The 26610-nt window shown below is 64.4% G+C and carries 23 protein-coding genes; 9 read left to right on the forward strand and 14 right to left on the reverse strand.

Annotated elements, in window-relative coordinates; translation table 11 throughout:
• Window positions 1-19 precede the first annotated feature (19 nt).
• Genes GVM20_RS10750 through bchF form a run of 4 tightly spaced genes read right to left on the reverse strand, consistent with a single transcriptional unit; the run spans window position 20 to window position 7084 of the window.
• Window positions 20-3661: a magnesium chelatase subunit H gene (locus GVM20_RS10750; RefSeq protein ID WP_166547195.1), complete on the reverse strand. Its 3642-nt coding sequence runs from the start codon at window positions 3659-3661 to the stop codon at window positions 20-22.
• A complete protein-coding gene (bchB, locus tag GVM20_RS10755; RefSeq protein WP_166547196.1) occupies window positions 3651-5222 on the reverse strand; it encodes a ferredoxin:protochlorophyllide reductase (ATP-dependent) subunit B in 1572 nt (523 codons plus the stop codon). Before bchB ends, GVM20_RS10750 begins: the two co-directional genes overlap by 11 nt.
• A gap of 3 nt (window positions 5223-5225) precedes the next feature.
• Complete coding sequence (locus tag GVM20_RS10760) at window positions 5226-6539, reverse strand: ferredoxin:protochlorophyllide reductase (ATP-dependent) subunit N (RefSeq protein WP_234031959.1); 1314 nt, start codon at window positions 6537-6539, stop codon at window positions 5226-5228.
• Complete coding sequence (gene bchF, locus GVM20_RS10765) at window positions 6536-7084, reverse strand: 2-vinyl bacteriochlorophyllide hydratase (protein ID WP_166547197.1); 549 nt, start codon at window positions 7082-7084, stop codon at window positions 6536-6538. The genes GVM20_RS10760 and bchF overlap by 4 nt, the downstream gene beginning before the upstream one ends.
• A 241-nt stretch (window positions 7085-7325) precedes the next feature.
• On the opposite strand from bchF, the gene GVM20_RS10770 reads away from it, so the two are divergent.
• From GVM20_RS10770 to GVM20_RS10800, 7 genes are all read left to right on the forward strand, one after another.
• Window positions 7326-8222 (forward strand): cobalamin B12-binding domain-containing protein, encoded by an 897-nt coding sequence (locus tag GVM20_RS10770; protein WP_234031960.1) that lies wholly within the window; start codon window positions 7326-7328, stop codon window positions 8220-8222.
• A gap of 12 nt (window positions 8223-8234) precedes the next feature.
• Window positions 8235-9656 (forward strand): transcriptional regulator PpsR, encoded by a 1422-nt coding sequence (gene ppsR, locus GVM20_RS10775; RefSeq protein ID WP_166547198.1) that lies wholly within the window; start codon window positions 8235-8237, stop codon window positions 9654-9656.
• A gap of 259 nt (window positions 9657-9915) precedes the next feature.
• Window positions 9916-10854 carry a chlorophyll synthase ChlG gene (gene chlG, locus GVM20_RS10780; RefSeq protein WP_166547199.1) on the forward strand — a complete coding sequence of 313 codons (939 nt, stop codon included), beginning with the start codon at window positions 9916-9918 and terminating at the stop codon, window positions 10852-10854.
• Window positions 10854-12212: a BCD family MFS transporter gene (locus tag GVM20_RS10785; protein WP_166547200.1), complete on the forward strand. Its 1359-nt coding sequence runs from the start codon at window positions 10854-10856 to the stop codon at window positions 12210-12212. Before chlG ends, GVM20_RS10785 begins: the two co-directional genes overlap by 1 nt.
• Window positions 12209-13402, forward strand: a complete 1194-nt coding sequence (locus tag GVM20_RS10790; protein WP_166547201.1) for a geranylgeranyl diphosphate reductase — start codon at window positions 12209-12211, stop codon at window positions 13400-13402. Before GVM20_RS10785 ends, GVM20_RS10790 begins: the two co-directional genes overlap by 4 nt.
• 64 nt (window positions 13403-13466) lie before the next feature.
• Entirely contained in the window at window positions 13467-13940 is a 474-nt protein-coding gene (locus GVM20_RS10795) for a TspO/MBR family protein (protein WP_353653143.1), read from the forward strand.
• Window positions 13941-13965: 25 nt separating this feature from the next.
• On the forward strand, window positions 13966-14247 hold the full coding sequence (locus GVM20_RS10800; protein WP_166547203.1) for a hypothetical protein: 282 nt from the start codon (window positions 13966-13968) through the stop codon (window positions 14245-14247).
• A gap of 127 nt (window positions 14248-14374) precedes the next feature.
• On the opposite strand, the gene pufM is transcribed toward GVM20_RS10800, so the two are convergent.
• From pufM to GVM20_RS10845, 9 genes are all read right to left on the reverse strand, one after another.
• A complete protein-coding gene (gene pufM, locus GVM20_RS10805; RefSeq protein ID WP_166547204.1) occupies window positions 14375-15349 on the reverse strand; it encodes a photosynthetic reaction center subunit M in 975 nt (324 codons plus the stop codon).
• A gap of 14 nt (window positions 15350-15363) precedes the next feature.
• Entirely contained in the window at window positions 15364-16188 is an 825-nt protein-coding gene (gene pufL, locus GVM20_RS10810) for a photosynthetic reaction center subunit L (RefSeq protein ID WP_160761935.1), read from the reverse strand.
• Between the two features lie 99 nt (window positions 16189-16287).
• Window positions 16288-16482, reverse strand: coding sequence for a light-harvesting antenna LH1, alpha subunit (gene pufA, locus GVM20_RS10815; RefSeq protein ID WP_160761936.1), 195 nt, complete (start codon window positions 16480-16482; stop codon window positions 16288-16290).
• Between the two features lie 76 nt (window positions 16483-16558).
• On the reverse strand, window positions 16559-16699 hold the full coding sequence (gene pufB, locus GVM20_RS10820; RefSeq protein WP_160761937.1) for a light-harvesting antenna LH1, beta subunit: 141 nt from the start codon (window positions 16697-16699) through the stop codon (window positions 16559-16561).
• Window positions 16700-16870: 171 nt separating this feature from the next.
• On the reverse strand, window positions 16871-18331 hold the full coding sequence (gene bchZ, locus GVM20_RS10825) for a chlorophyllide a reductase subunit Z (protein ID WP_166547205.1): 1461 nt from the start codon (window positions 18329-18331) through the stop codon (window positions 16871-16873).
• The gene (gene bchY / locus GVM20_RS10830; protein WP_166547206.1) at window positions 18328-19878 is read right to left on the reverse strand and encodes a chlorophyllide a reductase subunit Y; all 1551 of its coding nucleotides are present in this window, start codon (window positions 19876-19878) and stop codon (window positions 18328-18330) included. The genes bchZ and bchY overlap by 4 nt, the downstream gene beginning before the upstream one ends.
• A 4-nt stretch (window positions 19879-19882) precedes the next feature.
• Window positions 19883-20893 (reverse strand): chlorophyllide a reductase iron protein subunit X, encoded by a 1011-nt coding sequence (locus GVM20_RS10835; protein WP_199799560.1) that lies wholly within the window; start codon window positions 20891-20893, stop codon window positions 19883-19885.
• Window positions 20887-21834, reverse strand: coding sequence for a chlorophyll synthesis pathway protein BchC (bchC, locus tag GVM20_RS10840; RefSeq protein ID WP_166547208.1), 948 nt, complete (start codon window positions 21832-21834; stop codon window positions 20887-20889). Before bchC ends, GVM20_RS10835 begins: the two co-directional genes overlap by 7 nt.
• Window positions 21835-21962: 128 nt before the next feature.
• Window positions 21963-23087, reverse strand: coding sequence for a methyltransferase (locus tag GVM20_RS10845; RefSeq protein ID WP_166547209.1), 1125 nt, complete (start codon window positions 23085-23087; stop codon window positions 21963-21965).
• Between the two features lie 94 nt (window positions 23088-23181).
• On the opposite strand from GVM20_RS10845, the gene crtD reads away from it, so the two are divergent.
• A complete protein-coding gene (crtD, locus tag GVM20_RS10850; protein ID WP_166547210.1) occupies window positions 23182-24744 on the forward strand; it encodes a 1-hydroxycarotenoid 3,4-desaturase CrtD in 1563 nt (520 codons plus the stop codon).
• Window positions 24678-25583: a carotenoid 1,2-hydratase family protein gene (locus tag GVM20_RS10855; protein ID WP_166547252.1), complete on the forward strand. Its 906-nt coding sequence runs from the start codon at window positions 24678-24680 to the stop codon at window positions 25581-25583. Before crtD ends, GVM20_RS10855 begins: the two co-directional genes overlap by 67 nt.
• A gap of 13 nt (window positions 25584-25596) precedes the next feature.
• Here GVM20_RS10855 and GVM20_RS10860 read toward each other — a convergent pair whose 3' ends face one another.
• Complete coding sequence (locus tag GVM20_RS10860) at window positions 25597-26541, reverse strand: phosphatase PAP2 family protein (protein WP_166547211.1); 945 nt, start codon at window positions 26539-26541, stop codon at window positions 25597-25599.
• Between the last annotated feature and the right edge of the window lie 69 nt (window positions 26542-26610).

Below are 26610 nucleotides of genomic sequence, written 5' to 3' on the forward strand. Positions count from 1 at the left end.
GATGATCTATCCCTTGAATTCATTCTGCCGGGAACACGCCTTCGAGGCGGTCCTCCAGCTCGTCATTGGCTTCGCGCAAGGCGGCGAGAGTGGCTTCGTCCGGCGCCCACAAGTTGCGGTCGCAGGCTTCCAGCAGCCGGTTCGCCACGCGGCCCGCGCTCTTGGGGTTGAGCGCCGACATCCGCCGCCGCATCTCGGCATCGAGCACGAAGGTCTCGGAAATCTTCTGGTACACCCACGGCGCGACTTGCCCGGTGGTGGCCGACCAGCCCAGCGTGCTGGTCACATGGCCTTCAATCTGGCGCACGCCTTCGTAACCATGTTCGAGCAGGCCTTCGAACCACTTGGGGTTCAGCGTGCGGGTGCGGGTTTCAAGGTCGATCTGTTCGCCCAGCGTGCGCACCTTGGTGCTGCCGCGCGTCGCATCGAGGATATAGACCGGCGTTTCCGCCCCCTTGGCCCGCGCGACCGAGCGGGTCACGCCGCCAAGCCCGTCAACATACTGGTCGACATCATTGATGCCGAGTTCGACGCTTTCGAGGTTCTGGTAGGTGAAATCGACCGTGCTGAGCGCGCTTTGCAGCAATTCGCGCTGCTGCACCGGCTTGCCCGAAACGCCGTAGGCAAAGCCCTTGTTGATCTCGAAGGCATTGGCGAGTTCATCGGGATCGGCCCAGACGCCGCCTTCGATCATCTGGTTGACGTTGGCGCCATAAGCCCCCTCGGCATTGGAGAAGACGCGCAAAGCGGCGGTCTCGAGGTCGCAGCCGTGCTTTTCCATCTGCGCCAGCGTGTGCTTGCGGACGAAGTTGGCTTCAATGGCCTCGTCCTCGGCCTGGCTGGCGAGCAGCGCGGCTTGGGCGAGCATCCGGGTCTGCATCGGCAGCAGATCGCGGAAGATGCCCGACAGCGTCATCACCACATCGATCCGCGGACGGCCGAGTTCGGCGAGCGGGATGAGTTCCGCGCCAGCCAGACGGCCATAGGAATCGCGGCGGGGCCGTGCGCCCATCAGCGTCATCGCTTGCGCGATCTGGACGCCTTCGGACTTCATGTTGTCGGTGCCCCACAGCACCATCGCGATGCTTTCGGGGAAGGGCTCGCCGCCGTTCACATGGCGGGCGATCAACTGCTCGGCCTGTTCGTTGCCGAGGCGGCAGGCATAGGCCGACGGCATCAGGAACGGATCGAAGCCGTGGATATTGCGGCCGGTGGGCAGCACGTCGGGGTTCACCACCACATCGCCGCCGGGGGCGGGCTGAACATAACCGCCATCCAGCGCGTGGATCAGCGCGCCCAGTTCGTCCGAGGAATCGAGCTTGGCCGCCAGCACCGCGCGTTCAGGCGTCGGGCCATCAAGGCTCCCGGCTTCCATCATCGCATCAAGCATGTCTTCGCGCTCGATCCCCTGCGGGTTGCGGCCGAGGACATGCAGCCCATGCGGGATCAGCGCCGCTTCCATCTCGTAAAGCCGCGCGGGCAGCTCGCCGATATCGGCATAGGTGATGTCGAGCGCTTCGCACTGATCGGCGACCAGTTGGGCAAGGTCAGCACGCTCTGTGGCATGGTCAGCATCGTCAATCGTGGTGCGCCAGCGTTCGACGGTGGCCTTGAGTTCGACCAGGCCCTTGTACAGCCCGGCCTGCGCGAGCGGCGGGGTAAGATAACTCACCAGCGTCGCGCCAGAGCGGCGCTTGGCCAACATCCCTTCGGACGGGTTGTTGGCGGCGTAGAGGTAGAAATTGGGCGTGTCGCCAATCAGACGATCCGGCCAGCACTTGCCCGACATCCCGGCCTGCTTGCCCGGCATGAATTCGAGCGCGCCGTGCGTGCCGAAATGCAGGATGGCGTGAGCGCCGAAGTCTTCGCGGATCCAGCGGTAGAAGGCGCTGAAGGCGTGGGTGGGGCTGAACGTGCCCTCGAACAGCAACCGCATCGGATCGCCTTCGTAGCCGAAGCCCGGTTGCACGCCGACGAAGACATTGCCGAAATGCGCGCCCTGAATGAGGATGTTGCCGCCATCGGACAGCTGCTTGCCGGGGGCAGGGCCCCATGCGGCCTCGATTTCGGCGAGGTGCTTTTCGCGCCGCACGTGTTCATCGGCCGGGATACGGTGGGCGACGTTGGCATCGGTGCCATAGCGATCGGTATTGCCCTTCAGCAGAGCGTCCCGCATCGCATCGACGCTTTCGGGGACGTCGACCGCATAGCCATCGGCGCTGAGGCGCTGGAGCGTGGCGTAGAGCGATTCGTGCACTGCCATGAAGGCGGCGGTTCCGGTGGCTCCGGCATTGGGCGGGAAGTTGAAGACAACGATGGCGAGCTTGCGGGCCGCACGCTCGCTTTTGCGCAGCTGGATCAGTTTGACCGTGCGAGCAGCCAGCGCCTCGGCGCGTTCCGGGCAGGCCTGCATCGGGCGGGCCTTGTGCGAGGCGGGGCGGGCGCAATTGCGATCGCAGCCAGTGCAGCCCTTGTCCGAATTGCCCGCACGGCCGCCGAACACGCTCGGCACGGTCGAACCGTCAAGTTCCGGCATGGCGACCATCATCGTCGATTCGAGCGGCAGCAGGCCCTGCGGACGGTGCGCCCAATCCTCGATTGTCTGGAACTCGATCGCGTGGGCAGCGAGGTAGGGCAGATCGAGCTTGCCCAGCACGTCGCGTGCGGCCTGCGCATCGGAATAGGCGGGGCCGCCGACGAGGCTGAAGCCGGTGAGGTTCACCACCGCATCCACCGTGGGCTTGCCATCCGGGCCGACGAAGAAGGCTTCGATCGCCGGACGCGCATCGAGCCCGCTGGCGAACACCGGGACAACCTTGAGACCCGCAGCTTCAAAGGCAGCAATCGCGCCGTCATAATGCGCGCAGTCACGGCCGAGCAGGTAGGAACGCAGCAGGATCAGCCCGACCGTGCCGTGCTTGCCTTCCTCGCGCGGGAGCAGGCGCAGGCTTTCGGAAATGCGTTGCTGGGTGCGCGGGTGATAGACCCCGGTCTCAGGATATTCGAGCGGGGCTTCGGCCTTGGTGATCCCGCGGCGATAGAGCCGCTCACCGGCCGCATAGCGGTCGATCAGCGCGCGGACCATGGCGACGACGTTCTCGTCCGAACCGGCCAGCCAATATTGCAGCGTCAGGAAATAGGCGCGCACGTCCTGCGCGGTGCCGGGAATGAAGCGCAGCAGTTTGGGCAGTCGGCGCAGCATCTTCATCTGCCCCGCGCCCGAATTGCCGCCGGGCTTGCCAGCATTGCCGCGCAGCTTCTTCAGCAGTGCGAGCGGGCCCTTGGCCGGCGCGTCCATCCGGTAGGCACCCATCTTGGTCAGGCGGACGACTTCACCCGCCGACATCAGGCACACCATCGCATCGCAATCTTCGCGCCGCGCTTCGAGCGAGGGGAGGATCGCGCGGATGTGATCGTCGAGGAACAGCATCGTCGCGATGACAATGTCGGCTTCGGCGATGGCTGCCTTGCAATGCTCAAGCTCGCCCGCGTCGCTGCCCCATTCGGATGCTGCATGCAGGCTGAGATCGATACCCTCTGCCGCCAGTGCTTCCTCGGCCCGGTCCACTGCGCCTTTGAGGTGATTGTCGAGCGTGACGATCACGACCCGGACAGGCGCGCGGGGGTCCAGCGTGGAAGCGGAGGCGACATTACCGTGCATAATGCGCCTTTGCGTCATAGAGAGTTTCGAGATCGATCTGGCGGCGACCCTCGGCAGCGGCGAAGTTCTCGGTGTTGCGGCGAGCCTTGCCGCGCACGAAGAACGGGATCTTCTTCAGCTCACGCTCGGCCTCGACGGTCCAGAGCGTGCCGTCAGCATCCGCCATTGCAGATGAGGGGATGTCCTCGACCGGCGCTTCCGAGACGGCCTGCACCGATGCCTTGCGGGGTGAGTGCGCTGCGTGATGCGATGCGCCCGCTTCGTCAGAGAATTCGAAGTCCTCGCGGAACATGGTGAGCAGGTGCTCTTCAAGGCCCATCACCAGCGGGTGGACCCAGGTGTCGAAGATCACATTCGCGCCTTCAAAGCCCATCTGCGGCGAATGGCGCGCAGGGAAATCCTGCACGTGGACGGGCGAGCTTATGACCGCACAGGGGATGCCGAACCGCTTGGCGATGTGGCGTTCCATCTGCGTGCCGAGCACCAGTTCGGGCGCAGCGGCAGCGATAGCGTCTTCGACCGCGAGATGATCATCGGTGATCAGCGCCTCGATCCCGCAGCGGGCCGCTTCGGCGCGCACCTCACGGGCGAATTCGCGGCTGTAGCAACCGAGGCCGCAGACTTCGAAGCCCAGTTCCTCGCGAGCGATCCGGGCGGCGGCGACCGCGTGGGTCGCATCGCCGAAGATGAAGACGCGCTTGGAGGTCAGGTAGGTCGAATCGACCGACCGTGACCACCAGGGCATCCGGGAAGAGGTGTCGCCGAGGGCAGGCGTGGGATCTGCACCTGCCAGCTCGGCGACGTCGGCAATGAAGGAGCGGGTGGCTCCCACGCCGATAGGGACGGTCCGCACTGCTGGTTGATCGAAAGTCTTTTCGAGCCAGCGGGCGGCCTCATCTGCGATTTCGGGGTAGAGGACGATGTTGAAATCGGCGTGGCCGATCCGGGTAATGTCCTCCGGGGTGGCACCCAGCGGAGCGACGAGATTGACCTCGACACCCAGCAGGGCAAGAATCTTGCGGATCTCGACGAGATCGTCGCGGTGGCGGAAGCCCAAGGCGGTGGGGCCGAGAATGTTGACGCGGGCCGCACGGCCTTCACGCGGCTCGCGCACCACCGACTTGTCGGCGAGGGTGCGGACGATCTGGTAGAAGGTTTCCGCCGCGCCCCAGTTTTCTTTCCGCTGATAGCTCGGCAATTCGAGCGGGATGACCGGGCAGGGCAGGCCCATGGCCTCGGACAGGCCGGCCGGATCGTCCTGGATCAGTTCAGCGGTGCAGGACGCGCCGACGATGATCGCCTGCGGCTTGAACCGCGCGACCGCTTCGCGTGCGGCATCCTGGAAGATTTGCGCCGTGTCCTTGCCCAGATCGCGGGCTTCGAAGGTGGTGTAGGTGACCGGGGGGCGCTTGCCGCGCCGTTCGATCATCGTGAACAGCAGGTCCGCGTAAGTATCACCTTGCGGTGCGTGCAGCACGTAGTGGAGTTTCTCCATCGCAGTCGCGACGCGCATTGCGCCGACATGCGGGGGGCCTTCATATGTCCAGACAGCCAGTTGCATCGCCTAGACCTCCAGCATGTCCCGGCGCCGCAGCGGCCGGGCAAAGAGTTCGGCGAGATCGGCGGCTTGGTCGAAGCCGTGGATCGGCGAGAAGACGAGTTCGATGGCCCACTTGGTGGTCAGGCCTTCGCCTTCGAGCGGGTTGGCAAGGCCAAGTCCGCATACGGTAATGTCAGGGCGGTCAGCGCGCACACGATCAAGCTGGCGGTCGAGATGCTGGCCTTCGCTGAGGCGCACGTTGGGGCCGAACCTGTCCAGCTCGCGGGCGAGATGCGCGCGGTGCAGATAGGGCGTGCCGACTTCGACCAGCTCCATCCCCAATTCGTCTTGCAGGAAGCGCGCGAGCGGCACTTCGAGCTGCGAGTCGGGCAGGAAGGTGATGCGCTTGCCTTCAAGCTGCGGACGCAGATTGGCGAGCGCGCGGGCAGCGCGGGCGCGGCCGGGGGCGATGACTTGCTCGGTCAGGGCGCGGTCGATGCCGAACGCCTCAGCCGCAGCACGCAGCCAGTCACTTGTACCGTCGACGCCGAACGGGAACAGGGCCTCGATCCGCTGGGCGCCGCGACCTTCGAGCGCCATCGCGGTCTCACCCAGAAAGGGCTGAGCCAGCAGGTAGCGGGTCCCCGGGCCAACGCTCGGCAGGTCGCGGGCGTTGCGGGCGGGCAGACAGCCGACCTTGGCGATACCCATCTCGGCAAACAGGCGCAGGAACTGGTCTTCGACAATGTCGGGGAGGCTGCCGACGATCAGCAGCTCCTTGGGCGCATCGGCGGCAAGGGCAGGCATCACCGGCACCAGCGCTGACAGGCAGGCATCTTCGCCTTGCGTGAAGGTCGTTTCGATCCCGCTGCCCGAATAATTCAGAATGCGAACCCGCGGCATATGCACCGCGCCGAGGCGCTGCGCGGCCTTGGCGAGATCGAGCTTGATCACTTCCGAGGGGCACGAGCCGACGAGGAACAGGGTCTTGATGTCGGGGCGGCGTTCGAGCAGGCGGTTCACCACCCGGTCAAGCTCGTCCTGGGCATCGACCATGCCGGCCAGATCACGCTCTTCCATGATCGCGGTCGCAAAGCGCGGCTCGGCAAAGATCATCACGCCCGCCGCCGATTGCAGCAGGTGGGCGCAGGTGCGTGAGCCGACCACGAGGAAGAAGGCGTCCTGCATCTTGCGGTGCAGCCAGATGATGCCGGTGAGGCCGCAGAACACTTCACGCTGGCCGCGTTCACGCAGAACGGGGCGCGCAGGAGCGATTGCGGGGCCAGTGTCGTGGGCGAGTTCGGCCGCGCAGCCATCAAGGATGTCAGCCACGCTCATGCGGCCACCGCCGTGTTGGACAGCGAGCCCTGAAGGCGCGCCATCCGCAGCTTCCAGATGAACTGGCCAGCGTTGATCACGTAAGCGGCATAACCAGCCAGCGCGACCAGCATCCGCTGCTCCAGCGTGCCGATCTCGCCCAGCAGCAGCACCAGATAAAGGGTGTGCAGCGCCAGCACGAGCATCGAGAACACGTCTTCCCAGAAGAACGCGGGGGCAAACAGCCATTTGCCGAACACCACCTTCTCCCAGATCGAGCCGGTGATCATGATGGTGTAGAGTACCAGTGTCTTGATGACGATTGAGACGTCGGCAGCGAAGGCGCCGTCACCGGTGGTGAGCGTGCGGATCACAAGGCCGAGGCTAACGAGAAACACCAGAAACTGCACCGGGGCCAAGACGCCCTGAACAATGGTCCAGACGGATTGGTCGCGGCGCTGCCGTTCTTCGGCGGTGTAAAGTGCGCCGGTATTGCCCCTCTCGTGGCCCGCCCCCTTCACCGTGGTTCCGGGTTCGACCGGGGATGCTTGATCCGTCCGAGTCATGTGATGCGTTAGCCTTTTCTCTCAGACTCGGAGATTACCCTTTCCAACTTGAGTGTCAACTAGATTGGACGTTTAGTTTTGTTGACGATTACAGATTCCCCGGTAAGGTCATTTGCGCCATGCCGGGAAAAAGCGTATTTAGAGTCGCTGGCCCTTGGGGATCAGGGCTGCTGCCGATCGATGTTGGGTTGGTACACCTCCTGCGGAAGGTTCGTCCGCAAGACCTGGGAGGGTCTGACGAATGGGAGAGTCCAAGGCTTCGAGCATGTTTGGTGCGGGATCGGCGGTCCTGCGGGGGGTCATCTCGGCGCCGCTTGAAGCGGTGCGACGACGCGGTTCTGTTGCCAGCCCCGATCAGCCCGATTCCGTCAATGCGATCATCGAGGGTGAGATCATTCCGCGCCTGTTGATGGCGCACACCAGTTCAGACGCTCAGGCCCGGTCGAAACGATCCCGAACCATTTCTGCGGACGAGGCTTCGCGCTTCGCCGTTTTGCCCTTGCGGCTCGAAGCGGCGAGCCTCCTTGAAGAGGTCGATGCCTTCATCACCAAGGGCGCCAGTGTCGAGACAATCTGCCTCGATCTGCTCGCCCCTGCCGCCCGCAAGCTGGGCGAGATGTGGGAATCGGATGAGTGCGATTTCCTTGATGTTACAATGGGCTTGTGGCGGTTGCAGGAAGTGATGCGCGAAGTCGCAGCACGCTCGCCCGCCGTGATGGGCGGGATGAGCCTCCCTTACTCGGCGCTGTTCTCGCCGATGCCGGGAGACAACCACAATTTCGGCACGCTGATGATCGAGGAAGTCTTCGCTCGCGGCGGCTGGCGCAGCGAAGCGCTGGTCAAGCCTGAGCGGCGCGAATTGCTGGATCGCCTCGCGCGGCAACCCTTCGATCTCATCGGATTGACCCTCGCCCGCGATTGTCCTAGCGCAGCCCTTGGTAACCTCATCAAGGCGGTACGCAACGTATCGGCCAACCCTCATATCATCGTGCTTGTCGGCGGACGAATGATCAACGAAAACCCCGGAGTTGCGATCGAAGTGGGTGCCGATGGTACAGGAGCGGACGCGCTGGCCGCGCTCGAACTGGCGAACTCGCTGATGAAGACCGCTGCTACCCGCCATCTGAACCTGTTGTAGGTTCGATCAGCGATGCTCACCCGCAAACACAGCATTGAAGGCAAGCACCCGTTCGGGAAGGCTGCCGAGCTGTTCAACACCCTTGATGCCGATGCGGCGATGAAGCTGGCGATGGTCGCGGGTGACGTGACGCTGGTTCTGGACGATACGGGTACGATCCTTGATGCGGCGTTTGATCCGCGCGAGTTTCCGGCCTTTTCCGGATGGGTCGGGACCAACTGGATCGAGACGGTGACGGATGAAAGTCGCCCGAAAATCATGGAGATGCTGGCCGCCGCACGGCGCGGCGAAGTGCAGCACTGGCGACAGGTCAATCACCCGTCGCGCGACGGTGATGTGCCGATCCGCTACGCTGTGCTGAGCGTCAATGGCGGCGAGCACCGCATCGCCTTTGGCCGCGATCTGCGTGAAGCGGGCAAGTTGCAGCAGCGGTTGCTTCAAGTCCAGCAGTCGCTCGAACGCGATTACCTCAGGATGCGCCAGCTTGAGTCGCGCTACCGGATGCTGTTCGAACGCTCGACCGAGCCGGTGATGATCGTCGAGGCCGGCACGCTGCGGATCCGCGAGGCGAACCCGGCGGCGCATATGCTGGTCGGCACGCGCATTGGGGGTCTGCCCGGTAAGAAGTTGCTGACTTTCATCGATAAAAATTCGTATGATGCGGTCCAGTCGCTGGTCGGCGCGGCGCTGGTTTCGGACACGGTCAGCCCGGCCCGGATCCGCATCGCCCGCGGCGCGCGCGAAGTGATGGCGACGGTCAATGGGTTTACCCAGGATCGCGGCCAGTTCCTGTTAGTGCGGTTGGTTCCGGCGAGCGATCGTCCGCCCCTGGAATCCTCGCCGGTCCTGGCACTGGTCGACCAGATGCCCGATGCCTTTGTGGTAGCTGACAGTAATCTGGAAATCGTCACCGCAAACGCCGCATTTGTCGAGCTTTTGCAAGCCGCTAGCGTCGATCAACTGCGCGGGCGGCACCTGTCGGAATCGATCGGTCGGCCCGGGATCGACCTCGATCTGATCGAAGGCCAGATCGACCAGCATGGGGCCGCGCGCAATGTCGCGACGATCCTGCGGGTTGGTCACGACATCGAAGGCGAAGCGGTTGAATTGTCAGCGGTTCGCACCTCGGGCGAGGATGGCTATTATGCCTTCGTGATCCGCCCCGTCGGTCGCCGCTTGCGCGATCTGCCGCCCGGTGCGCAGGATATGCCGCGCTCTGTCGAGCAGCTGACCGAGTTGGTTGGGCGGATGTCGTTGAAGGATATCGTCCGCGAAAGCACTGATCTCATTGAGAGATTGTGCATCGAGGCGGCGCTGTCCTATACCTCGGACAATCGCGCATCGGCAGCGGAAATCCTCGGCCTGTCGCGCCAGAGCCTCTATTCCAAGCTGCACCGTTACGGGCTCGGTAATCTGGCTGGCGACGGCGAGTAACGGCAGGCCCGGTAGGGCTTGGCGCCGCACAACTACGCTCAGCACAATCGCCGTGTCGACGTGGCTCTGGATCAGGACAGTACGAGCCTGAGGTAGGGCAGGGCGCGCCCGCACAATCATCCATATCATCCAACCTGACACGTCCGAATTGGACATAGGCTGGACGCATTCATCTAAATGAACGAAAAAATTGGATGATGGCGGGACATAAGTGTCAAAATAATTTGACGCCTATGGTTGTCAGGCATAGCCTTCGATTATGGAGCACTCGGTACCTTCGACTCGCACAGTGCCCAACCCGGCGCCAGGTTCGGGCCTGCGCCCGCGATCGGCGCCCCGGCCGCGCGATGTGCTCGAACTGTTCAAACCCATCACCTGGTTTCCGCCGATGTGGGCCTTCATGTGCGGCGCGGTGTCGTCCGGTGCCGGACTAGATGGCCGCTTATGGTTCGTGGCGGGCGGCGTGTTGCTGGCAGGACCGCTGGTGTGCGGCACGAGCCAGGCGGTCAACGACTGGTTCGACCGCCATGTCGACGCCATCAACGAACCGCACCGCCCGATCCCCTCGGGCCGCATTCCGGGACGCTGGGGGCTGTATATCGCGATCATCGCCACGCTGATTTCGGCGGGCATCGGCTGGCTGCTCGGCCCGCTGGTGTTCATTGCCGGACTCGTGGGTCTCGCCTTTGCCTGGGCCTATTCCGCACCGCCGCTGCGCTTCAAGGCGAACGGCTGGCTTGGCCCGCTGGTGTGCGGGCTGACCTATGAAGGGTTGAGCTGGTTCACCGGCGCTGCCGTCATGCTCGGCGCGATGCCTTCGGCCCACGTCATCGCCGTGCTGGTGCTCTATTCACTCGGCGCGCACGGGATCATGGTGCTGAATGACTTCAAGGCGGTCGAGGGTGACCGCCAGACGGGCCTGACTTCGCTTCCCGTGGTGATGGGCGTGGGCCCTGCGGCAAAGCTGGCCTGCGTCACCATGGCCGCTTCGCAGATCGCGGTGATCGCGCTGCTGGCCGTCTGGGGCTACAGCCTGTCCGCGCTGATCGTGACGGGCGTTCTGGCCGCGCAGATCGCGGCGATGCCCAAACTGATCCGCGATCCGGCGAAATATGCGCCGTGGTATAACGGGGTGGGCGTGACGCTCTATGTGCTGGGGATGCTGGCAGCGGCATTGGGCCTTGGGGGCTACATCTGATGCACGCCCCGCTCGCCGCACCGATGACGAAGAAGGCCGGGTTCGGCTGGTTCGGGATCGTGCGGATTGGGCTTGTGCAGGCCTCGATCGGCGCGCTGGTGATGTTGACCACGGCGGTGCTCAACCGGTTGATGATTGTCGAGTTCCAACTGGCAGCGGCAATCCCCGCCGGGTTGGTCGCCTGGCACTATGCGGTGCAGCTGGGTCGTCCGCTGTGGGGGCACGGGTCCGACAAGGGACGCAGCCGCGTGCCCTGGATCATTGGCGGGCTGGTGGTACTGGCGGCTGGTGCGCTGCTGGCGACGCAGGCTACGCTGATGATGGCGAGCGCCTTCCCCGCCGCCTTCGCGCTGGCCGTGTTCGCCTATGCGCTGATCGGTGTCGGCGTGGGTGCAGGCGGGACTTCGGCGCTGGCGCTGCTCGCGTCCGGTGTCGCGCCGGAACGACGCGCGGCCGCCGCTGCTGTCACGTGGATCATGATGGTGGGCGGTATCGTCGCCTCGGCGATCACAGTGGGCGAATTGCTCAAGCCCTATTCGCCCGAGCGACTGCTCGAAGTGGCGGGCGGACTTGCAGCGGTGACGATTGCCGTGACCGTGCTGGCGACCTTCCGGCTGGAGCGACAGGCGGGCCAATTCCGCGATAGCGCTGAAGACGCTCCCGCGCCCGATTTCCGCGCTGCCCTTGCCGAGATCTGGCATGAGGCCGCGGCGCGGCGCTTTACCATATTCATCTTCGTCTCAATGGTCGCGTTCTCGATGCAGGATCTGATCCTCGAACCCTTCGCGGGTCTGATCTTCGGCCTGTCACCGGGAGAATCGACCAAAACCGTGGGGCAGTTCCACCAGGGCGGCATCCTGATCGGCATGATCATCGCCGGGATCGGCGGCAGTGCCTTTTCGGGCAAGCGGGCCGAGGGGCTGCGTCCCTGGGTGGTGGGCGGCTGCCTCGCGTCAGGGCTGGGGCTGGGCGCGCTCGGACTGGCAGCGGTCAACGGGCCGCCGTGGCCTTTGGGGATCAACCTTTTCGTGCTGGGCTTCGGCAATGGCGTCTTCGCGGTGGCTGCCATCGGATCGATGATGGGCCTCGCCGGTGCAGGTGAGAAGACCCGCGAAGGCGTGCGCATGGGCGTGTGGGGCGCAAGCCAAGCGATCGCCTTCGGGCTCGGCGGGCTGATTGGCGCTCTTGGCCTCGATGTCGCGCGCCGGACGCTCGCGAGTGACGGCGCGGCGTTTCAAGTTGTTTTTGCCGTGGAAGCGGCAGCCTTCGTGCTTGCTGCTCTATTGGCAGTTAAGGCCACCGGCGGGGCCGCAATGCGCGCCGCCATGATCAAGCAGAAGAGGGAGGTCTTCGCATGAACCAGACAATCTATGACGCGGTCATCATCGGCGGCGGTCCGTCCGGCTCGACTGCGGCGACCGATCTCGCGCTGGCCGGCCATTCGGTGCTGCTGATCGAGCGCGGCGGGCGGATCAAGCCGTGCGGCGGCGCGATTCCACCGCGCCTGCTCGCCGATTTCGACATTCCGCAAAGCCTGCTGGTCGCCAAGGCGCGTTCCGCCCGGATGATCGCGCCCTCGGGGCGTGCGGTCGATATGCCGGTGGGCGAGATCGGCTATGTCGGCATGGTCGACCGTGAGGAATTCGATGAAGCCTTGCGTGAACGTGCGCGCCATTCGGGAGCCGAACGCCTGACCGCCACCTTCGAGAAGATCGAGCGTGACGACAAGGCTCACCCCATCGTCACCTTCCGCCGGAGCCGCGGTGCCCCGATCGAAAGCGTGCGCGCCCGCGTGGTGATTGGCGCGGATGGCGCGCGCTCGGCCGTGGCCAAGCAATGCCTGCCGGGGGCTGAGCGCATCCCGTGCGTCTTCGCCTATCACGAGATCATCAAGTCCCCGCCGCGCAACACCGACCAGTTCGATGCCTCGCGCTGCGATGTCTATTATCAGGGCCGCCTTTCGCCCGATTTCTACGCCTGGGTGTTCCCGCATGGCGACACCGCGAGCATCGGGGTGGGCAGCGCCAACAAGGGCTTCAGCCTGCGCGGCGCGATTGCCACGATGCGCGATGATCTGGGGCTGGACCGCTGCGAGACTCTGCGCCGCGAAGGCGCGCCCATCCCCTTGAAGCCACTGAAGCGCTGGGACAATGGTGCGGACGTGATCGTTGCCGGCGATGCAGCGGGCGTCGTTGCGCCTGCTTCGGGTGAGGGCATCTATTACGCGATGGTCGGCGGGCGGTTGGTGGGCGAGGCGGCTGCGGCCTTCCTCAAGACCGGCGAGGCCAAGCACCTGCGTTCCGCGCGCAAGGCCTTCATGAAGGAACACGGCAAGGTGTTCTGGGTGCTCGGGATGATGCAGTATTTCTGGTATTCGTCCGACAAGCGCCGCGAGCGGTTCGTGACCATGTGCGATGACAAGGATGTGCAGGAACTGACCTGGCAGGCATATATGCACAAGAAGCTGGTGCGCGCCAAACCGATGGCGCACATCAAGATTTTCCTCAAAGACACCGCCCACCTGCTGGGCCTGCGTCCTGCGACCTGACCGTATCGGGGCGCTTTCCGTTGCAGGTTGGCGGGTGCGACTCTAAGCTCGTGCAATGAACCGGATGATGATCATTCCCGTGACCGTTGCGACGGGTGCGGCGCTGTGTGTCGCCGCCCTTGGCGCGACCGTGACCGATCTTGGCCCGTGGTATCAGGCGCTGGCCAAGCCCGACTGGAACCCGCCCGATGTGGTCTTCCCGATGGGCTGGACGGTCATTTATGCCTTGATCACGGTCGCCGGGATCACAGCCTGGCGCGCCGCGCCGACATCGGCAGCAGCGGAATGGGTGCTGGGGCTGTTTGCCCTGAACGGCTTTCTCAACATCAGCTGGAGCCTGATCTTCTTCCGCCTCCAGCGGCCCGACTGGGCGTTTTATGAGGTCACCTTGCTGTGGCTCTCGATCCTTGTGATCATCCTCTATTGCGGGCGCTTCTCCAAATCGGCCGCGCTGCTGCTGGTGCCATATCTTGGCTGGGTGACCTTTGCGGGTGCGCTCAATTGGGCGGTGGTGCAACTGAACGCTCCGTTCGGCTGAGGCTGAGGGCGGGGAAGGCGACAGCATGGCGGGCGGAGGCCTTACCGAGATCCTGTTCGAGAGTGGCCATGCGGCTGATGTGATCCTCGGCGTGCTGGCGATCGAGGCGGTGTGGCTGCGCGACTGGAAGCGCTGGAGCTGGAAGGCGATTGTTGGCTTGCTTGGCCCGGCGGCGCTGATCGTGCTGGGCCTGCGCGCGGCGCTCGTGGGAGCCGACTGGTGGTGGATCGCTCTGCCCTTGGCCGCATCCCTGCCGCTCCACCTGATGGATCTGCGCATGAGGTTCAAGGCGGGGCCGCCGCAGTAACGCGCGCGGCGGGCCAACTCCCGCTATCCCAAGACCCCAAATCAAAACCCGGCCGGACCGTGAGGTCCGCGCCGGGTTTGTGTTTGTGCGGTTAGTTGAGGAGCCGGGCCACCAGGGGCCCGGGCCCTTACTTCTGGCCAGCAGCAGCCTGAGCCGCCCCGGTCGGATCGTAGTTGATCGTATCCGGAGCGTAGTAATGCTCTTGCGCCCACAGGTACCAGTTATCGACCACGGTGCCGGTCAGCAGAATGCCGATGCCGCCCGTAAGCGTCGTCAGCACTGCAAACCACCATGCCCAGCGGTGGATCGATTCGAACGTGGCATTGAAGCCCATCACCCAGCGCCAGAACAATGCGCCGCGTTCAGCCGCGGTGCCGCGATCGGTGATCTGTTCGATCTCGCGCTCGCCGCCGTAACGGCCGAGTGCCAGGATCGTCGCGCCGTGCATCGCGAACAGGACGGCCGACCCATACAGGAAGACAATCGAGAGCGCGTGGAACGGGTTGTAGAACAGGTTACCGTAGACCAGCGAGAAGTTGTTGGTCCAATTGAGGTGCTCGAAGATGCCGAACGGCACCGCTTCCGACCAGCTGCCCATCAGCAACGGGCGGATGAAGCCCAGCACCAGGTAAAGCCAGATGGCCGAAGCGAAGGCCCAGGGGATATGCATCCCCATGCCCAGCGCCTTGGCGCGGTTGTAGGTGCGCACCCACCACATCAGGATCGAGACCGTCAGGCTGAAGCCCGCGAGAATCCACCAGCCACCCTTGTCCAGCGGGACGAAGGGGCTGAAGCCGTATTCCGGGCCCGGGGGCGCGAGATAGAGCCAGAAGAATTCGCGCATGAAGGTCTGCGGGCTCCATCCGGCTTGCGCCCAGAAGTTGAGCCCGATGATCATGATCGCCAGCGTACCGAAGGCGAGGCTGATCACCCCGGTGGCGCCCAGATAGACGGGGCCGATCTGGGCCTGGCCCAGCTTGCCCATCCAGTAGTTGTGGCCGACCAGGGCAATGCGCCCTTCGCTGCCGTCGAGGTGCGGGACGCCCATTTCGGGCGGCCCTTGCACCTGGACCTGTGTGAATATGTTTTGATAAGTCGCCATGGTTCAGGTGCTCCTTACGACCAGATCGGAATCTTCTTCCAGAAATCCCAGAATTCGATCCAGCTGCCGACATACAGAGTGCCGGAGATGACGATGCAGATGGCGCTCCAGAACCCGGCGCTGAGCGCCAGGAAGAGCCCCACCCGGTGGATGCCGAGCGTGCCGACCGAGTACCCGATGAAGTCCCGGAAATAGGTATCTTCATATTCAGGCGACTTGACGTCGGTGCCGCCCGAAGGATTGACCGCCGACAGCACCAGACCACCATGCAGAGCGAGGGCGAGCGCGTTCGTGAAGAAGAACGAGATCGCGAGCATGTGCACAGGGTTGTAGTGGAAGTTGCCGAAGGCATATCCGACGTTCGAGACCCACTCGAGGTGCGTCCAGATCCCGTAAGGGAAGCCGTTGCCCCACGCGCCCATCCACAAGGGACGGATGACGTTGAGCGAGACATAAGCGAACACAGCCACGCTGAAGGCGATCGGCACGTGGTAGCTCATGCCGAGCTTGCGGGAGATTTCTGCCTGCCGCAGCACCCACGAAACGAAGGCGACAACGGCGCAACAGGTGATGATCTGCCAGTATCCGCCTTGCGCCATCGGCGCGAGGCTGAGGCCATATTCGACGGGTGGCGGATTGATCGAAATCAGCCACGGGTTGAGAGTCGGACCCTGTGTAGCGGCGGCGAAGATCAGCATGGTGCCCAGAAGGGCGCTGATCGCCGTCGTCACTCCAAAGAATCCGACATAAAACGGCCCGACCCAGAAGTCGAAAAGGTCGCCGCCGATTAATGTGCCACCGCGGACGCGGTATTTCCGCTCGAAACTAAGGAGCGCCATAGGTCCATCCTCCCCGCCAGCGAGGCGGGTGCTATAGGTTTGCCAAAAAGTGTTAGGAGGCAGGCAGGCGAACCTGCCCCCTCACATTTCAAGCAGGAACTATCCCGCCGCCGGAGCTTCCGACGATTCGATAGCTGCCTGAGCCGGTGCGGGCGCGCCGGGAGCGCGCTCGAGCCAGTTGTAGCGATCCGTGCTGAGCAGGATGAAGTGGATGGTGAACGCCAACACGGCGAGACCAACATGGAGCGCGACGAGGGCGCGACGGATGTCAAAGTAGAACCAAACTCTCCACATGGGAAAATTCCTTTCGTTTACCGATCAGATATCTGCACGGCCTGCCGATTGCAGGCAGTGCGCAATCATGATGGAATTAGAGCCAGGGCTTGTAGGCCCACATCAGGGCGTGAGCCACGAGCGCGATCACCACATAAAGGGTGAAGGTGCCCATGAAGCCCTTGTGGATTTCCTGAGCCTCTTCAGGCGTCAGGTGAGTTCCGATACGTTCGTTCATCGGGTTTTCTCCGTTCAGTTGGGTTTGATTGAGAGCCCGAAAGCTCCCTTCGGCGTCCCCGCGTGATCCCCCACGTGGATTGGAGAGCCCCCTCGAAGGGGGCATGGGATTGTGCCGTCGCGGAAAGGCTCCGCATCAGCGACAAAGAGTTGGGAAGGGCGCGCATGATCATCATGCTCCCGCTCCCTCAAGCAGTGCCTCGGCGAGGCAGTCTGCGGAAACTGTGGCGTGCCCGCGGCGCCGCGCGGTCCGTTCGGCCAGATCGCGCAGGCGTTTGGCCGCGGAAATCCGGACCAGCACGGGCTGGGCTTCAACCAGCTGGTCAAGCTTGGTCTTGGCATCGTCGTCCCAGGCCAGTTGCGCTTCATTGCGCGTCGGTGTCGGGTCGACCTTGTCGAGCTCGGTACCAAGCGGGAGGATGTGGAACAGCGCGTCAAACAGCGCATTGCACACTTCCTGCACCAGATAGGTCGCGCCGGAATATCCCATGAAGGGCGTGCCGGTGTGGCGACGGATCGCCGCGCCGGGGAAGCTGGCGGGAATGAACTGCGTGCTCGGTCCGTAGCCGCTGCCTGACTTCTCAGCCAGATACATGCGTTCGTTGTAGCTGCCGAACATCACCAGCGGCGGGTTGCTGTGCAGGGATTCGCGCACAGCGTGGTTGTCGGTCTTCACCCCGGCGCAGCGTGAAGCCGCGATGGTGCAGGGCAGGCCCATGTCCCCTTCAAGGAACTGGCGGATGCCGCGCGCATAGGTGTCATTGGCGACGATGCCGAAGCTCGCGGTGCCGAAGAAGTCCTGCGTCACCGAACGCCACAGATCCCACAAGGGCTTGATCGTGGTGTGCTTCTCGCGCTCGATGAAGGGTTCGGGATCAAGTCCGAGCTCGGCGCCCAGCGCGCGCAGGAACTTGGTGGTCTGGGTGAGGCCGATCGGAGCCTGGAAGTAGGGCCGTTCGAGCGTTTCGCACAGGTTGCGGCCAAACTCGCGGTACATGCAGACGTTCGCGTCGCTCGTGGCGAGGTCGCGGATATCGGCAAGGTGGCTGCCCAAGGGGAACACCGCGCCGACTTCTGCGCCGATGCCTTCGACAAGGCGGCGGATCTCGGCCAGATCGCTTGGCATGTTGAACATGCCATAGCTGGGGCCGATGATGTTGACGCGGGGCTTTTCCCCGTCCTTGCGCACGCGCTTTTCCGGCATCTTCTTGGGGCCGAATTCGGTCCACAGCCAGGTCAGCGCGCGGTCAGCCGATTGCCACTGATCTTCATCGATGGTGCGCGGCAGGAAGCGCTTGATATTGGTGCCTTCGGGCGTGACGCCGCCGCCGATCATCTCGGCGATAGAGCCAGTGACGACCACGCAGGGCAGTTCGGTGTCGAGCGCTTTCCACGCCCGCTTCATCGCGCCTTCGGTGCCGGTCTTGCCCAGCTCTTCCTCACCCAAGCCGGTGACGACGATGGGGAGCTCATGCGGGGGCAGGGCGTCGGTGTAATGGAGGACGCTGGTGACAGGCAGGTTCTCGCAGCCCACCGGGCCGTCGATGATGACCTGTAAGCCCTTCACCGCAGTGAAGACGTAGGTAGCGCCCCAATATCCGCCCGCGCGATCATGGTCGAGGATCAGGGTCATGAGCCGATCGCCTCCGACGCCTTGCGCGCTGCTTCATTGAGGGCAGCGTATTTCTTGCGGAACTTGGGCCGGTCGACCGGGAGGTCTTCCCACACGCCGGCCGCATGTTCGGTGCCGACGCCTTCGAAGAAGTCGCGCATCGCATCGAAGCGCGCCTTGTTGCCCATCGCGGCGTTGATCACCGTGGCGAGGCTGCCAGCCCCTGCCGGACCCATCAGCGGACGGGCGGAGATGAGGTTGGTGAAATAGAGCGAAGGAATTGCGCGCGATTTGGCGTGTTGCACGACCGGCGTCGTACCAATGGCCAGATCAGGGCGGTATTCATCGACTGCCGCAATGTCCTGTTCGAGGCTGGCGCGGAATTGCACATGGGCGCCGCGCGCTTCGAGCCATTCGCGGTCGGCATCCGACCATGTGGTGCGCGGGGTTGCGGTGCCCACGTAGGGCACTTCGGCGCCGCTTTCGATCAGCAGGCGGGCGACCAGCAGCTCGGAGCCCTCATAGCCCGAAACCGTGATCCGGCCCTTGATCGGCATGGCGGACAGCGCACCGCGGCAAGCGGCGATCATGGTGTTCTTGACCGCGTCGACCTTGTCCTGCGGCAGGCCCAGCGTGTCGCCGAGCGATTGCAGCCAGGCGGCAGTGCCATCAGCACCGACCGGAGCCGAACCGATAATCGGGCGTCCGGCCGCTTCGAATTCGCGGATGCTGGCGGTGTAGAAGGGGTGAATTGCGGCGACCACTGCGCAATCGAGCGCCGCATAAAGCTCGCGCCATTCGCGGGTCGGGACAACCGGGCCAGCCGCAAGGCCGAGCGGTGCGAGCATCTGTCCGATCACCACCGGATCAGCCGGGAACATTTCGCCCAGCAACGTCACTGTCGGCAGGTCAGACCGCTCACGCGGCGCAGCGACCGGGCCAGCGGCGACTTCTTCGCGGGCGTAGTTGAGCATGGCGCCTGCCAGCACGTCTTTTGCTTCGGCGTGGGTCGGAATGCCGAAACCCGGAACGTCGATACCGATGATGCGGACGCCGTTGATCGCCTTGCCCAGCAGCCGCAGCGGCACGCCGCTGGCGGTGGGGACGCACAGGTTGGTGACAACAATCGCGTCGTAATTCTCAGGATCGGCGAGGCCTTCGACCGCTTCCTTGATGTCTTCGAACAGTTTGCCGGTGACCAGTGTTTCGCTGGAGAAGGGCACGTAGCCCACGGTCCGGCGCGCGCCGTAGAAGTGCGAGGTGAAGGTCAGGCCGTAAACACAGCAGGCCGAGCCTGACAGCACGGTCGCGGTGCGGCGCATCCGCAGGCCCACACGGAGGCTCCCGAAGGCGGGGCACATCGATTGCGGTTGATCATGCGGGCCCGCCTGCGGGTCGACCGGATAGTCGGCAGCGTAACGATCAAGCACTTCGCTCTTGCCCGCCGAGCGTGCCGCTTCGCGCATCGTCTCTTTCGACGAGCAGGCACCGCCGCTGGCGACCGCGCCGGTATCGAGCTCGATCCGGTCAGGGGCGCGTGAGGCGTTGGGGGGGAAGGCATCGCTCATCGCATCAAGCCTCGTCGTAGATCACTTCGAGGGTCGGGCGGGTTTCGTAGACACCGCCGCGCATGTCGGCCTGTGTGGCGGGGATGAGATCCACGTTGGCACCGGTCACGTCCGCGCTGAACAGGCCGAGCAGGCCGTCCTGCGTCAAAGGTGTCGGGCGCACCGGGGGCGCTTCGGCGACATTGATGGCGAGGTCTTCAAACAGGCTCGCCCATTCGCCGCCGGGGATGCCGATGATCTGGTAGTTCGCGCTCTTGCGGCGGATGTCTTCGTTCGCCGGGATCGCAGTGAGCACCGGGATGCCGACCGCTTCGGCAAACGCGTGGGCTTCGCCCGTACCGTCATCCTTGTTGATGATCATGCCGGCCACGCCGACATTGCCGCCCATCTTGCGGAAATATTCGACCGCCTGGCAGACATTGTTCGCCACGTAGAGGGATTGGAGGTCGTTCGATCCTACCACGATCACCTTCTGGCACATGTCGCGGGCGATCGGCAGGCCGAAGCCGCCGCACACCACGTCGCCGAGGAAATCGAGCAACACGTAGTCAAAGCCCCAGTCGTGGAAGCCCAGCTTTTCAAGCAGCTCGAAGCCGTGGATGATCCCGCGACCGCCGCAACCGCGCCCGACTTCAGGCCCGCCGAGCTCCATCGCGAAGACGCCGTCACGCTGGAAGCACACATCTTCGATGCGGACTTCTTCCCCGGCGGCCTTCTTCTTGGAAGAGGTTTCGATGATCGTCGGGCAGCTTTTGCCGCCAAACAGCAGGCTGGTGGTATCCGACTTGGGATCGCAACCGATCAGCAGCACGCGCTTGCCCTGCTGGGCCATCATGTAGCTGAGGTTGGAGAGCGCGAAGCTCTTGCCGCTGCCGCCCTTGCCGTAAATCGCAATGACCTGGGTTTCAGACTTCACTTCGCCGGTGTGCACCGGATCGGGTTCCATCCCCGCTTCTTCGCGCAGGGCAGCGACTTGATCTTCCAGGGTTCGGGTATCGAGCACAGACATCAGCATTCGCTCCAATCGAGAACCATCTTTAGACAATCGGGGTCGGTGAAGGCCTGCGGATAGGCGTCGAGCGCCTCGCCTGCCGGTCGCCGGTTGGTGACGAGGCCCTTCAGATCGAGCCTCCCACATTCGATCAGTGCCCGCGTTTCGGCGAGGTCGCCGGGCTGCCATTCGGCGGCGACCCGGAAGTGCGCTTCACGCATGAAGGCAGCGGGGAAGGCGAAGCTCACCCGCTCGGAATAGAAGCCGGCCAGCACGATCTCGCCGCCCTTGGCCAGACGCATGACGAGATCGTCGATCAAGCCGGCGTCGCCGCTGGCATCATAGATCGCGTGATAATCGCGGCGGTCGTCCGTCGCCGGATCGATGGCGTTGTAGCCAACCGCGCCAAGGCGGCGGGCCGGGTTGGTTTCCCACACGGTCGGCGCCGTCCCACCCAAGGCCAGCGTTAGCCGGGCGAGCAGGCGGCCCAGCACACCGTGGCCAATGATGAGGTCAGGCAGCGCCTCGCGCCGGGCAAAGCCGCCCTTGATCGCGTGGAGTGCCGTGGCGGCCAGTGCGCACAGCACACCGGATTCGCCGAGATGTTCAGGAATGGGGAGCGCGCGCGCCGAAGGCACGATCACGCGCTTGGCCGTACCGCCAAACAATCCGCGCGCGTCGGTGTAGCAATTGGCGCCGGGTACAAACACCCAGTCGCCGATCCGGGCGCGGGCTTCGGGGCCAGCATCGACGATGCGGCCGACTGATTCGTAGCCAGGCACCAGCGGATAGCCGAGGCCGGGGAAGGGCGGCATGCGACCACTCCACAGCAACTTCTCGGTGCCGGTACTGATTCCGCTGAAGGCAATTTCGATAAGAACGTCTGCGGCTTCCACCGGCTTCATCTCGAGCGACCGAAGCGCAAGGCGCTCCGGAGCTTCAAGAATGACGGCCAGGGTATTCATCGCTTCGTTCTCCCATTTTTCCGGATTCCGCAGCGCGAACGCCGACTCGAAAGTCCGAAAAAAACGTTCTCCCACCTGTTTGCTACGCCTTACAACATTGACTGTCAAACAACTTGGACAATTTATGCTCAGGCCCGGGCAATAATGATGCTTGCGTTGACCGGTTGTGCTGTCGCGACGACCCGAGCCGATGCGAACCCGGCTGCGTGCAGCATCGCGATGATCTCGGCGGGGCTGCGGGGCCGGCCTGAGCCCATCGCCCAGAGGTAGAGGCCGAAAAATGCCTCCCCCATCGGTTCTGCGCCGGGAATCTGCGCCATCGGCTCGGCAATCAGCAGCTGTGCGCCAGGGGCAAGACTGGTGCGGATATTGGCGAGCAGGCTTTGCGCGGGCGCGTCGTCGTGATCGTGCAGGATCCGGATCAGCGAGACCATGTCGTAGCCTTGGGGCATGGAATCCTTGAAAAAATTCCCCGGATGGCCTGTCACGCGGCTCGCCCCAAGCGCTTCGCCGAGCAGCTTGGCGCCGGTCTCGGCCACTTCGGGCAGATCGAACAGACCGAGTGTGAGATGCGGCCAGGCGGCGCCGATATGGCGCAGGAACGCGCCATGCCCGCCGCCGACATCGAGCAGCCGCTCGACATCGCGGAAACCGACCGAGGCCAGCACTTCGTCGGCAACGAAATGCTGCGATGCGGCCATCAGCTGCGAATACTCCGCCGTATCCGTACCGCGCTCGCTCGCCCCGTGGAGTGCGCCTGCATAGGTCCAGAAGCGTGACAGCGCGGTGGGCTCCTGCCGATCGGCGCGCAGCAGGCCCAGCGGATCCGCGAGGTCGGCATAGAGCAGGCGGTGATGGCGCACCATCGCCTGAACGCCGGGATTGCTCGCGAATACAGCACCTTGCTCGCCGAGCATCCACTGGTCAGGCGCAGGCTCCTCGGACAGCATCAACGGGCGGCCAGCGCGCAGCAGGGTCAGCGCCGCGCTTTCTGACAGGTCGATCCGCGCGGCGATCGCGGCAGCGCTGAGCGGGCCGTCCTTCAATACATCGAACAGCCCGCTTTCGACAAAGGCGCGCAAGACCTGCGAATAGGCGAAGCCGGCGAGCAGATCGAAAGCGGCATCAGCGCGGGAGCGGGCGATCCATTTGATGATCGGCAGGCGCGCGGCCCAGTGCTGGAACTTCGGCGAGGCAAACACACGGTTGCGGCGCGTGACATATCCGACCTTGAATGCGGTCCATTTGCTCACTGTCGGGATGTTTCATTGGCCATATGTCTAAATAATTGGACAGACACGCGCGTAAGGTCAATGATAATCGCCGGGTTGACGGGAGCTGAGACAGGTGGACGCGCGAGTCGTCGTGATCGGGGCAGGGATAGGCGGGCTGACCAGCGCCGCCTTGCTTGCGGCGCGCGGGGCCGATGTGACCGTCCTCGAAAAAGAGGCCTGGGTCGGCGGCAAGGCGCGCCGCGTCGCAGTCGACGGGGCCGCCATTGACGGCGGGCCGACCGTCTTCACCTATCGCGACGTGTTCGACGAGGTCTTTGCCGCCTGCGGCACAGCTTTGGAGGATCATGTCACCGTCAACCGCGCCGAAGTGATCGCGCGCCATGCGTGGGATGATAGCGGCCACCTCGATCTCTATGCCGACCGCGACCGCAGCATCGACGCCGTGGGTGCTTTCGCCGGGGCGGAGGCCGCGCGCGGCTATCGCAGCTTCACGGAAGAGGCGGCGCGCATCTTCGCAGTGCTTGAAGACCCGTTCCTGCGCGGCGACAAGGCGTCGACCCCGCTGCCGATGATGTGGCGGATCGGACCGTGGAAGCTGGGCGATATGCTCGCGATGCGGCCGTTCGACGGGATGTGGAACGCGCTGGAAGGCCATTTCAAGGACCCGCGCCTCCAGCAATTGTTCGGACGCTATGCCACCTATTGCGGATCATCCCCCTTTGCCGCGCCCGCCACACTGATGCTGATCGCGCATGTCGAGGCGCGCGGGGTGTGGCTGATTGAGGGCGGGATCCACGCTCTGGCCAAGGCGATCGCAGGCCTTGCCGAAAGACACGGCGCGCGGGTGCGGATCAATGCGGCGGTTGCTGAAGTGCTGACCGCCAACGGGCGCACCAGCGGCGTCAGGCTCGCCTCGGGCGAGGTCATTCCGGCCGATATCGTGATCTGTAACGGCGATCCGGGCGCGCTTGCCACCGGACGCTTCGGGCAAGACGCCACGTGCGCGGTGCCGGCGATTCCGCGGGCGAAGCGCTCGCTCTCCGCGCTCGTGTGGTATGCCCATGCGGAGACCAGCGGCTTCGACCTCACCCACCACAATGTCTTTTTCTCGCGCGACTACGCCCGCGAGTTCCGCGAGATCGGCCTAGGCGGCACGCCGTCAGAGCCGACCGTCTATGTCTGCGCCATCGACCGCGGCGCCAGCGAACATGCGCCGCGCCCACAGGGCCGCGAACGGATCCAGATCATCGTCAACGCCCCCGCCAACGGAGACGTCCACGACTATACCCCCGAGGAGAGAGCCCGATGCACGCAAGCCATGATGGCCACGCTGAAACGCTGCGGCCTGCAGCTGGAGGAGTCCATGCCGCATCAGCTCATGACCCCTCAGGACTGGGAGGGCCTGTTCCCGGCCACGGGCGGCGCCCTCTATGGCAGAGCGTCGCACGGCTGGGCGGCCTCTTTCCAGCGGCAGGGGCCCCGGACCCGTCTGCCCGGTCTTTATTGCACGGGCGGGGCGACCCACCCGGCAGCTGGGGTGCCCATGGCAGCCTTGTCCGGGCAGCTGGCAGCGCGGGTCATCGCGAAGGACCTCGCTTCAATGAGGACATCCCGCCCGGTGGCTATTCCTGGTGGTATGTCGACGCGATCAGTGACGACGGGCAGCACGGGCTGACGATCATCGCGTTCCTCGGGAGCGTGTTTTCACCCTATTACAAGCGCTCCGGGCGGGGCGATCCGCTTGATCACGCCTCGCTCAATGTCGCGCTCTATGGCCCGCAGCACCGCTGGGTGATGACCGAGCGTGGGCGCGGCGCGGTGGAGCGTGACGCCAGCAATCTCGTCATCGGGCCGAGCTCCGTGCGCTGGGATGGTGAGGCGCTGACGATCGACATTGTCGAGGGTGACACCCGCCTGTTCGTCCCGTGGCAGCGCCCGGTGCGCGGACGCGTGCGGGTGTTCCCCGAGGCGCTCAACCGCACCGCCTTCGCGCTCGACGGGGCCGAGAGCCACATCTGGCACTGCCTTGCTCCGCGCGCACGGATCGAAGTGGAGATGAGCTCGCCCGGCATTTCGTGGAGCGGCAAGGCCTATCTCGATCACAATCGCGGCGCAGAGCCGCTCGAGACAGGCTTCAACACCTGGCACTGGTCGCGCGCGCACCTGAACGAAGGGGCATTGGTGTGCTACGAAGGCGAGCGCGGTGATGGTTCGCTGTTTGCCAGCGCCTTGCGGTTCGGCGCGGATGGTGTGCCCGAGCCGGTCGATCTGCCGCCCATCGCCCAATTGCCGCCGAGCAAGTGGCGGGTCGATCGCCGCACCCGCTCGGACATCGGCGTCGCTGAAGTGCGCCGCACGTGGGAGGATACGCCGTTCTACGCCCGCTCCGAACTCGCGTCGCGCTTTGCGGGCGAAGAGGTGGTGGCGGTGCAGGAGAGCCTCGATATGCGGCGGTTTTCTTCGCCGCTCGTGCAGTTCATGCTGCCCTATCGGATGCCGCGGAGGGCCCGTTAAGCCGGGAGCTTGGTCAGCGCAGGCGCGCTGCCTCCTCGGCCTCCAGCGAGCGGAACACCGCCGTCGTGATGGCAATGGCCAGTGCCGTCAGCGCAAGCCCTGCGGCAACGTCGATCCAATAGTGCCAGCGCGTCGCCACAGCTTCGAAGATGATGAAGGTGAACAGCGGCAGGTAGGCGACCCCCAGCCAGCGCACATGCTTCCAAGCGAAGTAAACGAACACGGCGGATGAGGCGACGTGAAGCGAGGGCATGGCCGCCACGGCAGCGAACATGTACTGGCTGCCCTCGCTCGCGATCCACGGCCGCCCGCCTGCCGCCAGGGCCTGGTAACCGCCATACATGTGGACCTGCCGCGCGGTTTCGAGCGCATTGACGCCTGGTTCGTAAAGGAACGGGCCCACCGCCGGCATCACCAGATAGCTCAGTGCGCCGAGGACGTGCACCAGCATGGCGGTGAAGATGACCTTGCGAAACACGATGAAGCACTGCGCCGAATGGACGATGATGCTGCCCGCGAACATCGCCAGAAATGCGAACAAATACAGGTGCTCGCCGACCGGCAAGATCATGTCGGCCCCGCGGTGCACGGCGAAGGCGGCGTCAACCAATGGCCGCAAGGCTTGATCGGTTGTCCAGTAGACATCATCCCACAAGGTGGGGTTGATCAGGCTCATCCAGAGTTTCACATTGAAATGCGCAATCAGGATCACGCCGTAAGCGATTGCCGCGAGGCCATAATAGACCAGCCGCCTGACCTGCTTCGTAACGATCAGGTAGAGCCCGAGCACGCCGATCAGCGACAGCGGCACGCCGTAACTCATGCCGGTGAATTCCAGCGCATCGCTCGCCGGGAGCACGAATGGCAGGTCAAACCGCCAGGCCAGCAGCGTGGCGACCAACAGGAATGACAGCGCAAGAACCAGTTCAGGCAGGCCCGGGACGGATAGCAGATTCACGCGCCGCGAAGCCGCCGGGTTGATCAGATCGTTTGCAAGGCTTCCTGTCAGCGCGTCCATGAAAAACAT

This window comes from Porphyrobacter sp. SLTP, from assembly GCF_009905735.1.
In the GTDB taxonomy this organism is placed as follows: domain Bacteria; phylum Pseudomonadota; class Alphaproteobacteria; order Sphingomonadales; family Sphingomonadaceae; genus Erythrobacter.

Excerpts from the sequence above, each read along its gene's own strand:
- GVM20_RS10750 (WP_166547195.1), bottom strand. The coding sequence starts at position 3,661 with ATGCACGGTAATGTCGCCTCCGCTTCCACGCTGGACCCCCGCGCGCCT.
- bchB (WP_166547196.1), bottom strand. The coding sequence starts at position 5,222 with ATGCAACTGGCTGTCTGGACATATGAAGGCCCCCCGCATGTCGGCGCA.
- GVM20_RS10760 (WP_234031959.1), bottom strand. The coding sequence starts at position 6,539 with ATGAGCGTGGCTGACATCCTTGATGGCTGCGCGGCCGAACTCGCCCAC.
- bchF (WP_166547197.1), bottom strand. The coding sequence starts at position 7,084 with ATGACTCGGACGGATCAAGCATCCCCGGTCGAACCCGGAACCACGGTG.
- GVM20_RS10770 (WP_234031960.1), top strand. The coding sequence starts at position 7,326 with ATGGGAGAGTCCAAGGCTTCGAGCATGTTTGGTGCGGGATCGGCGGTC.
- ppsR (WP_166547198.1), top strand. The coding sequence starts at position 8,235 with ATGCTCACCCGCAAACACAGCATTGAAGGCAAGCACCCGTTCGGGAAG.
- chlG (WP_166547199.1), top strand. The coding sequence starts at position 9,916 with ATGGAGCACTCGGTACCTTCGACTCGCACAGTGCCCAACCCGGCGCCA.
- GVM20_RS10785 (WP_166547200.1), top strand. The coding sequence starts at position 10,854 with ATGCACGCCCCGCTCGCCGCACCGATGACGAAGAAGGCCGGGTTCGGC.
- GVM20_RS10790 (WP_166547201.1), top strand. The coding sequence starts at position 12,209 with ATGAACCAGACAATCTATGACGCGGTCATCATCGGCGGCGGTCCGTCC.
- GVM20_RS10795 (WP_353653143.1), top strand. The coding sequence starts at position 13,467 with ATGATGATCATTCCCGTGACCGTTGCGACGGGTGCGGCGCTGTGTGTC.
- GVM20_RS10800 (WP_166547203.1), top strand. The coding sequence starts at position 13,966 with ATGGCGGGCGGAGGCCTTACCGAGATCCTGTTCGAGAGTGGCCATGCG.
- pufM (WP_166547204.1), bottom strand. The coding sequence starts at position 15,349 with ATGGCGACTTATCAAAACATATTCACACAGGTCCAGGTGCAAGGGCCG.
- pufL (WP_160761935.1), bottom strand. The coding sequence starts at position 16,188 with ATGGCGCTCCTTAGTTTCGAGCGGAAATACCGCGTCCGCGGTGGCACA.
- pufA (WP_160761936.1), bottom strand. The coding sequence starts at position 16,482 with ATGTGGAGAGTTTGGTTCTACTTTGACATCCGTCGCGCCCTCGTCGCG.
- pufB (WP_160761937.1), bottom strand. The coding sequence starts at position 16,699 with ATGAACGAACGTATCGGAACTCACCTGACGCCTGAAGAGGCTCAGGAA.
- bchZ (WP_166547205.1), bottom strand. The coding sequence starts at position 18,331 with ATGACCCTGATCCTCGACCATGATCGCGCGGGCGGATATTGGGGCGCT.
- bchY (WP_166547206.1), bottom strand. The coding sequence starts at position 19,878 with ATGAGCGATGCCTTCCCCCCCAACGCCTCACGCGCCCCTGACCGGATC.
- GVM20_RS10835 (WP_199799560.1), bottom strand. The coding sequence starts at position 20,893 with ATGCTGATGTCTGTGCTCGATACCCGAACCCTGGAAGATCAAGTCGCT.
- bchC (WP_166547208.1), bottom strand. The coding sequence starts at position 21,834 with ATGAATACCCTGGCCGTCATTCTTGAAGCTCCGGAGCGCCTTGCGCTT.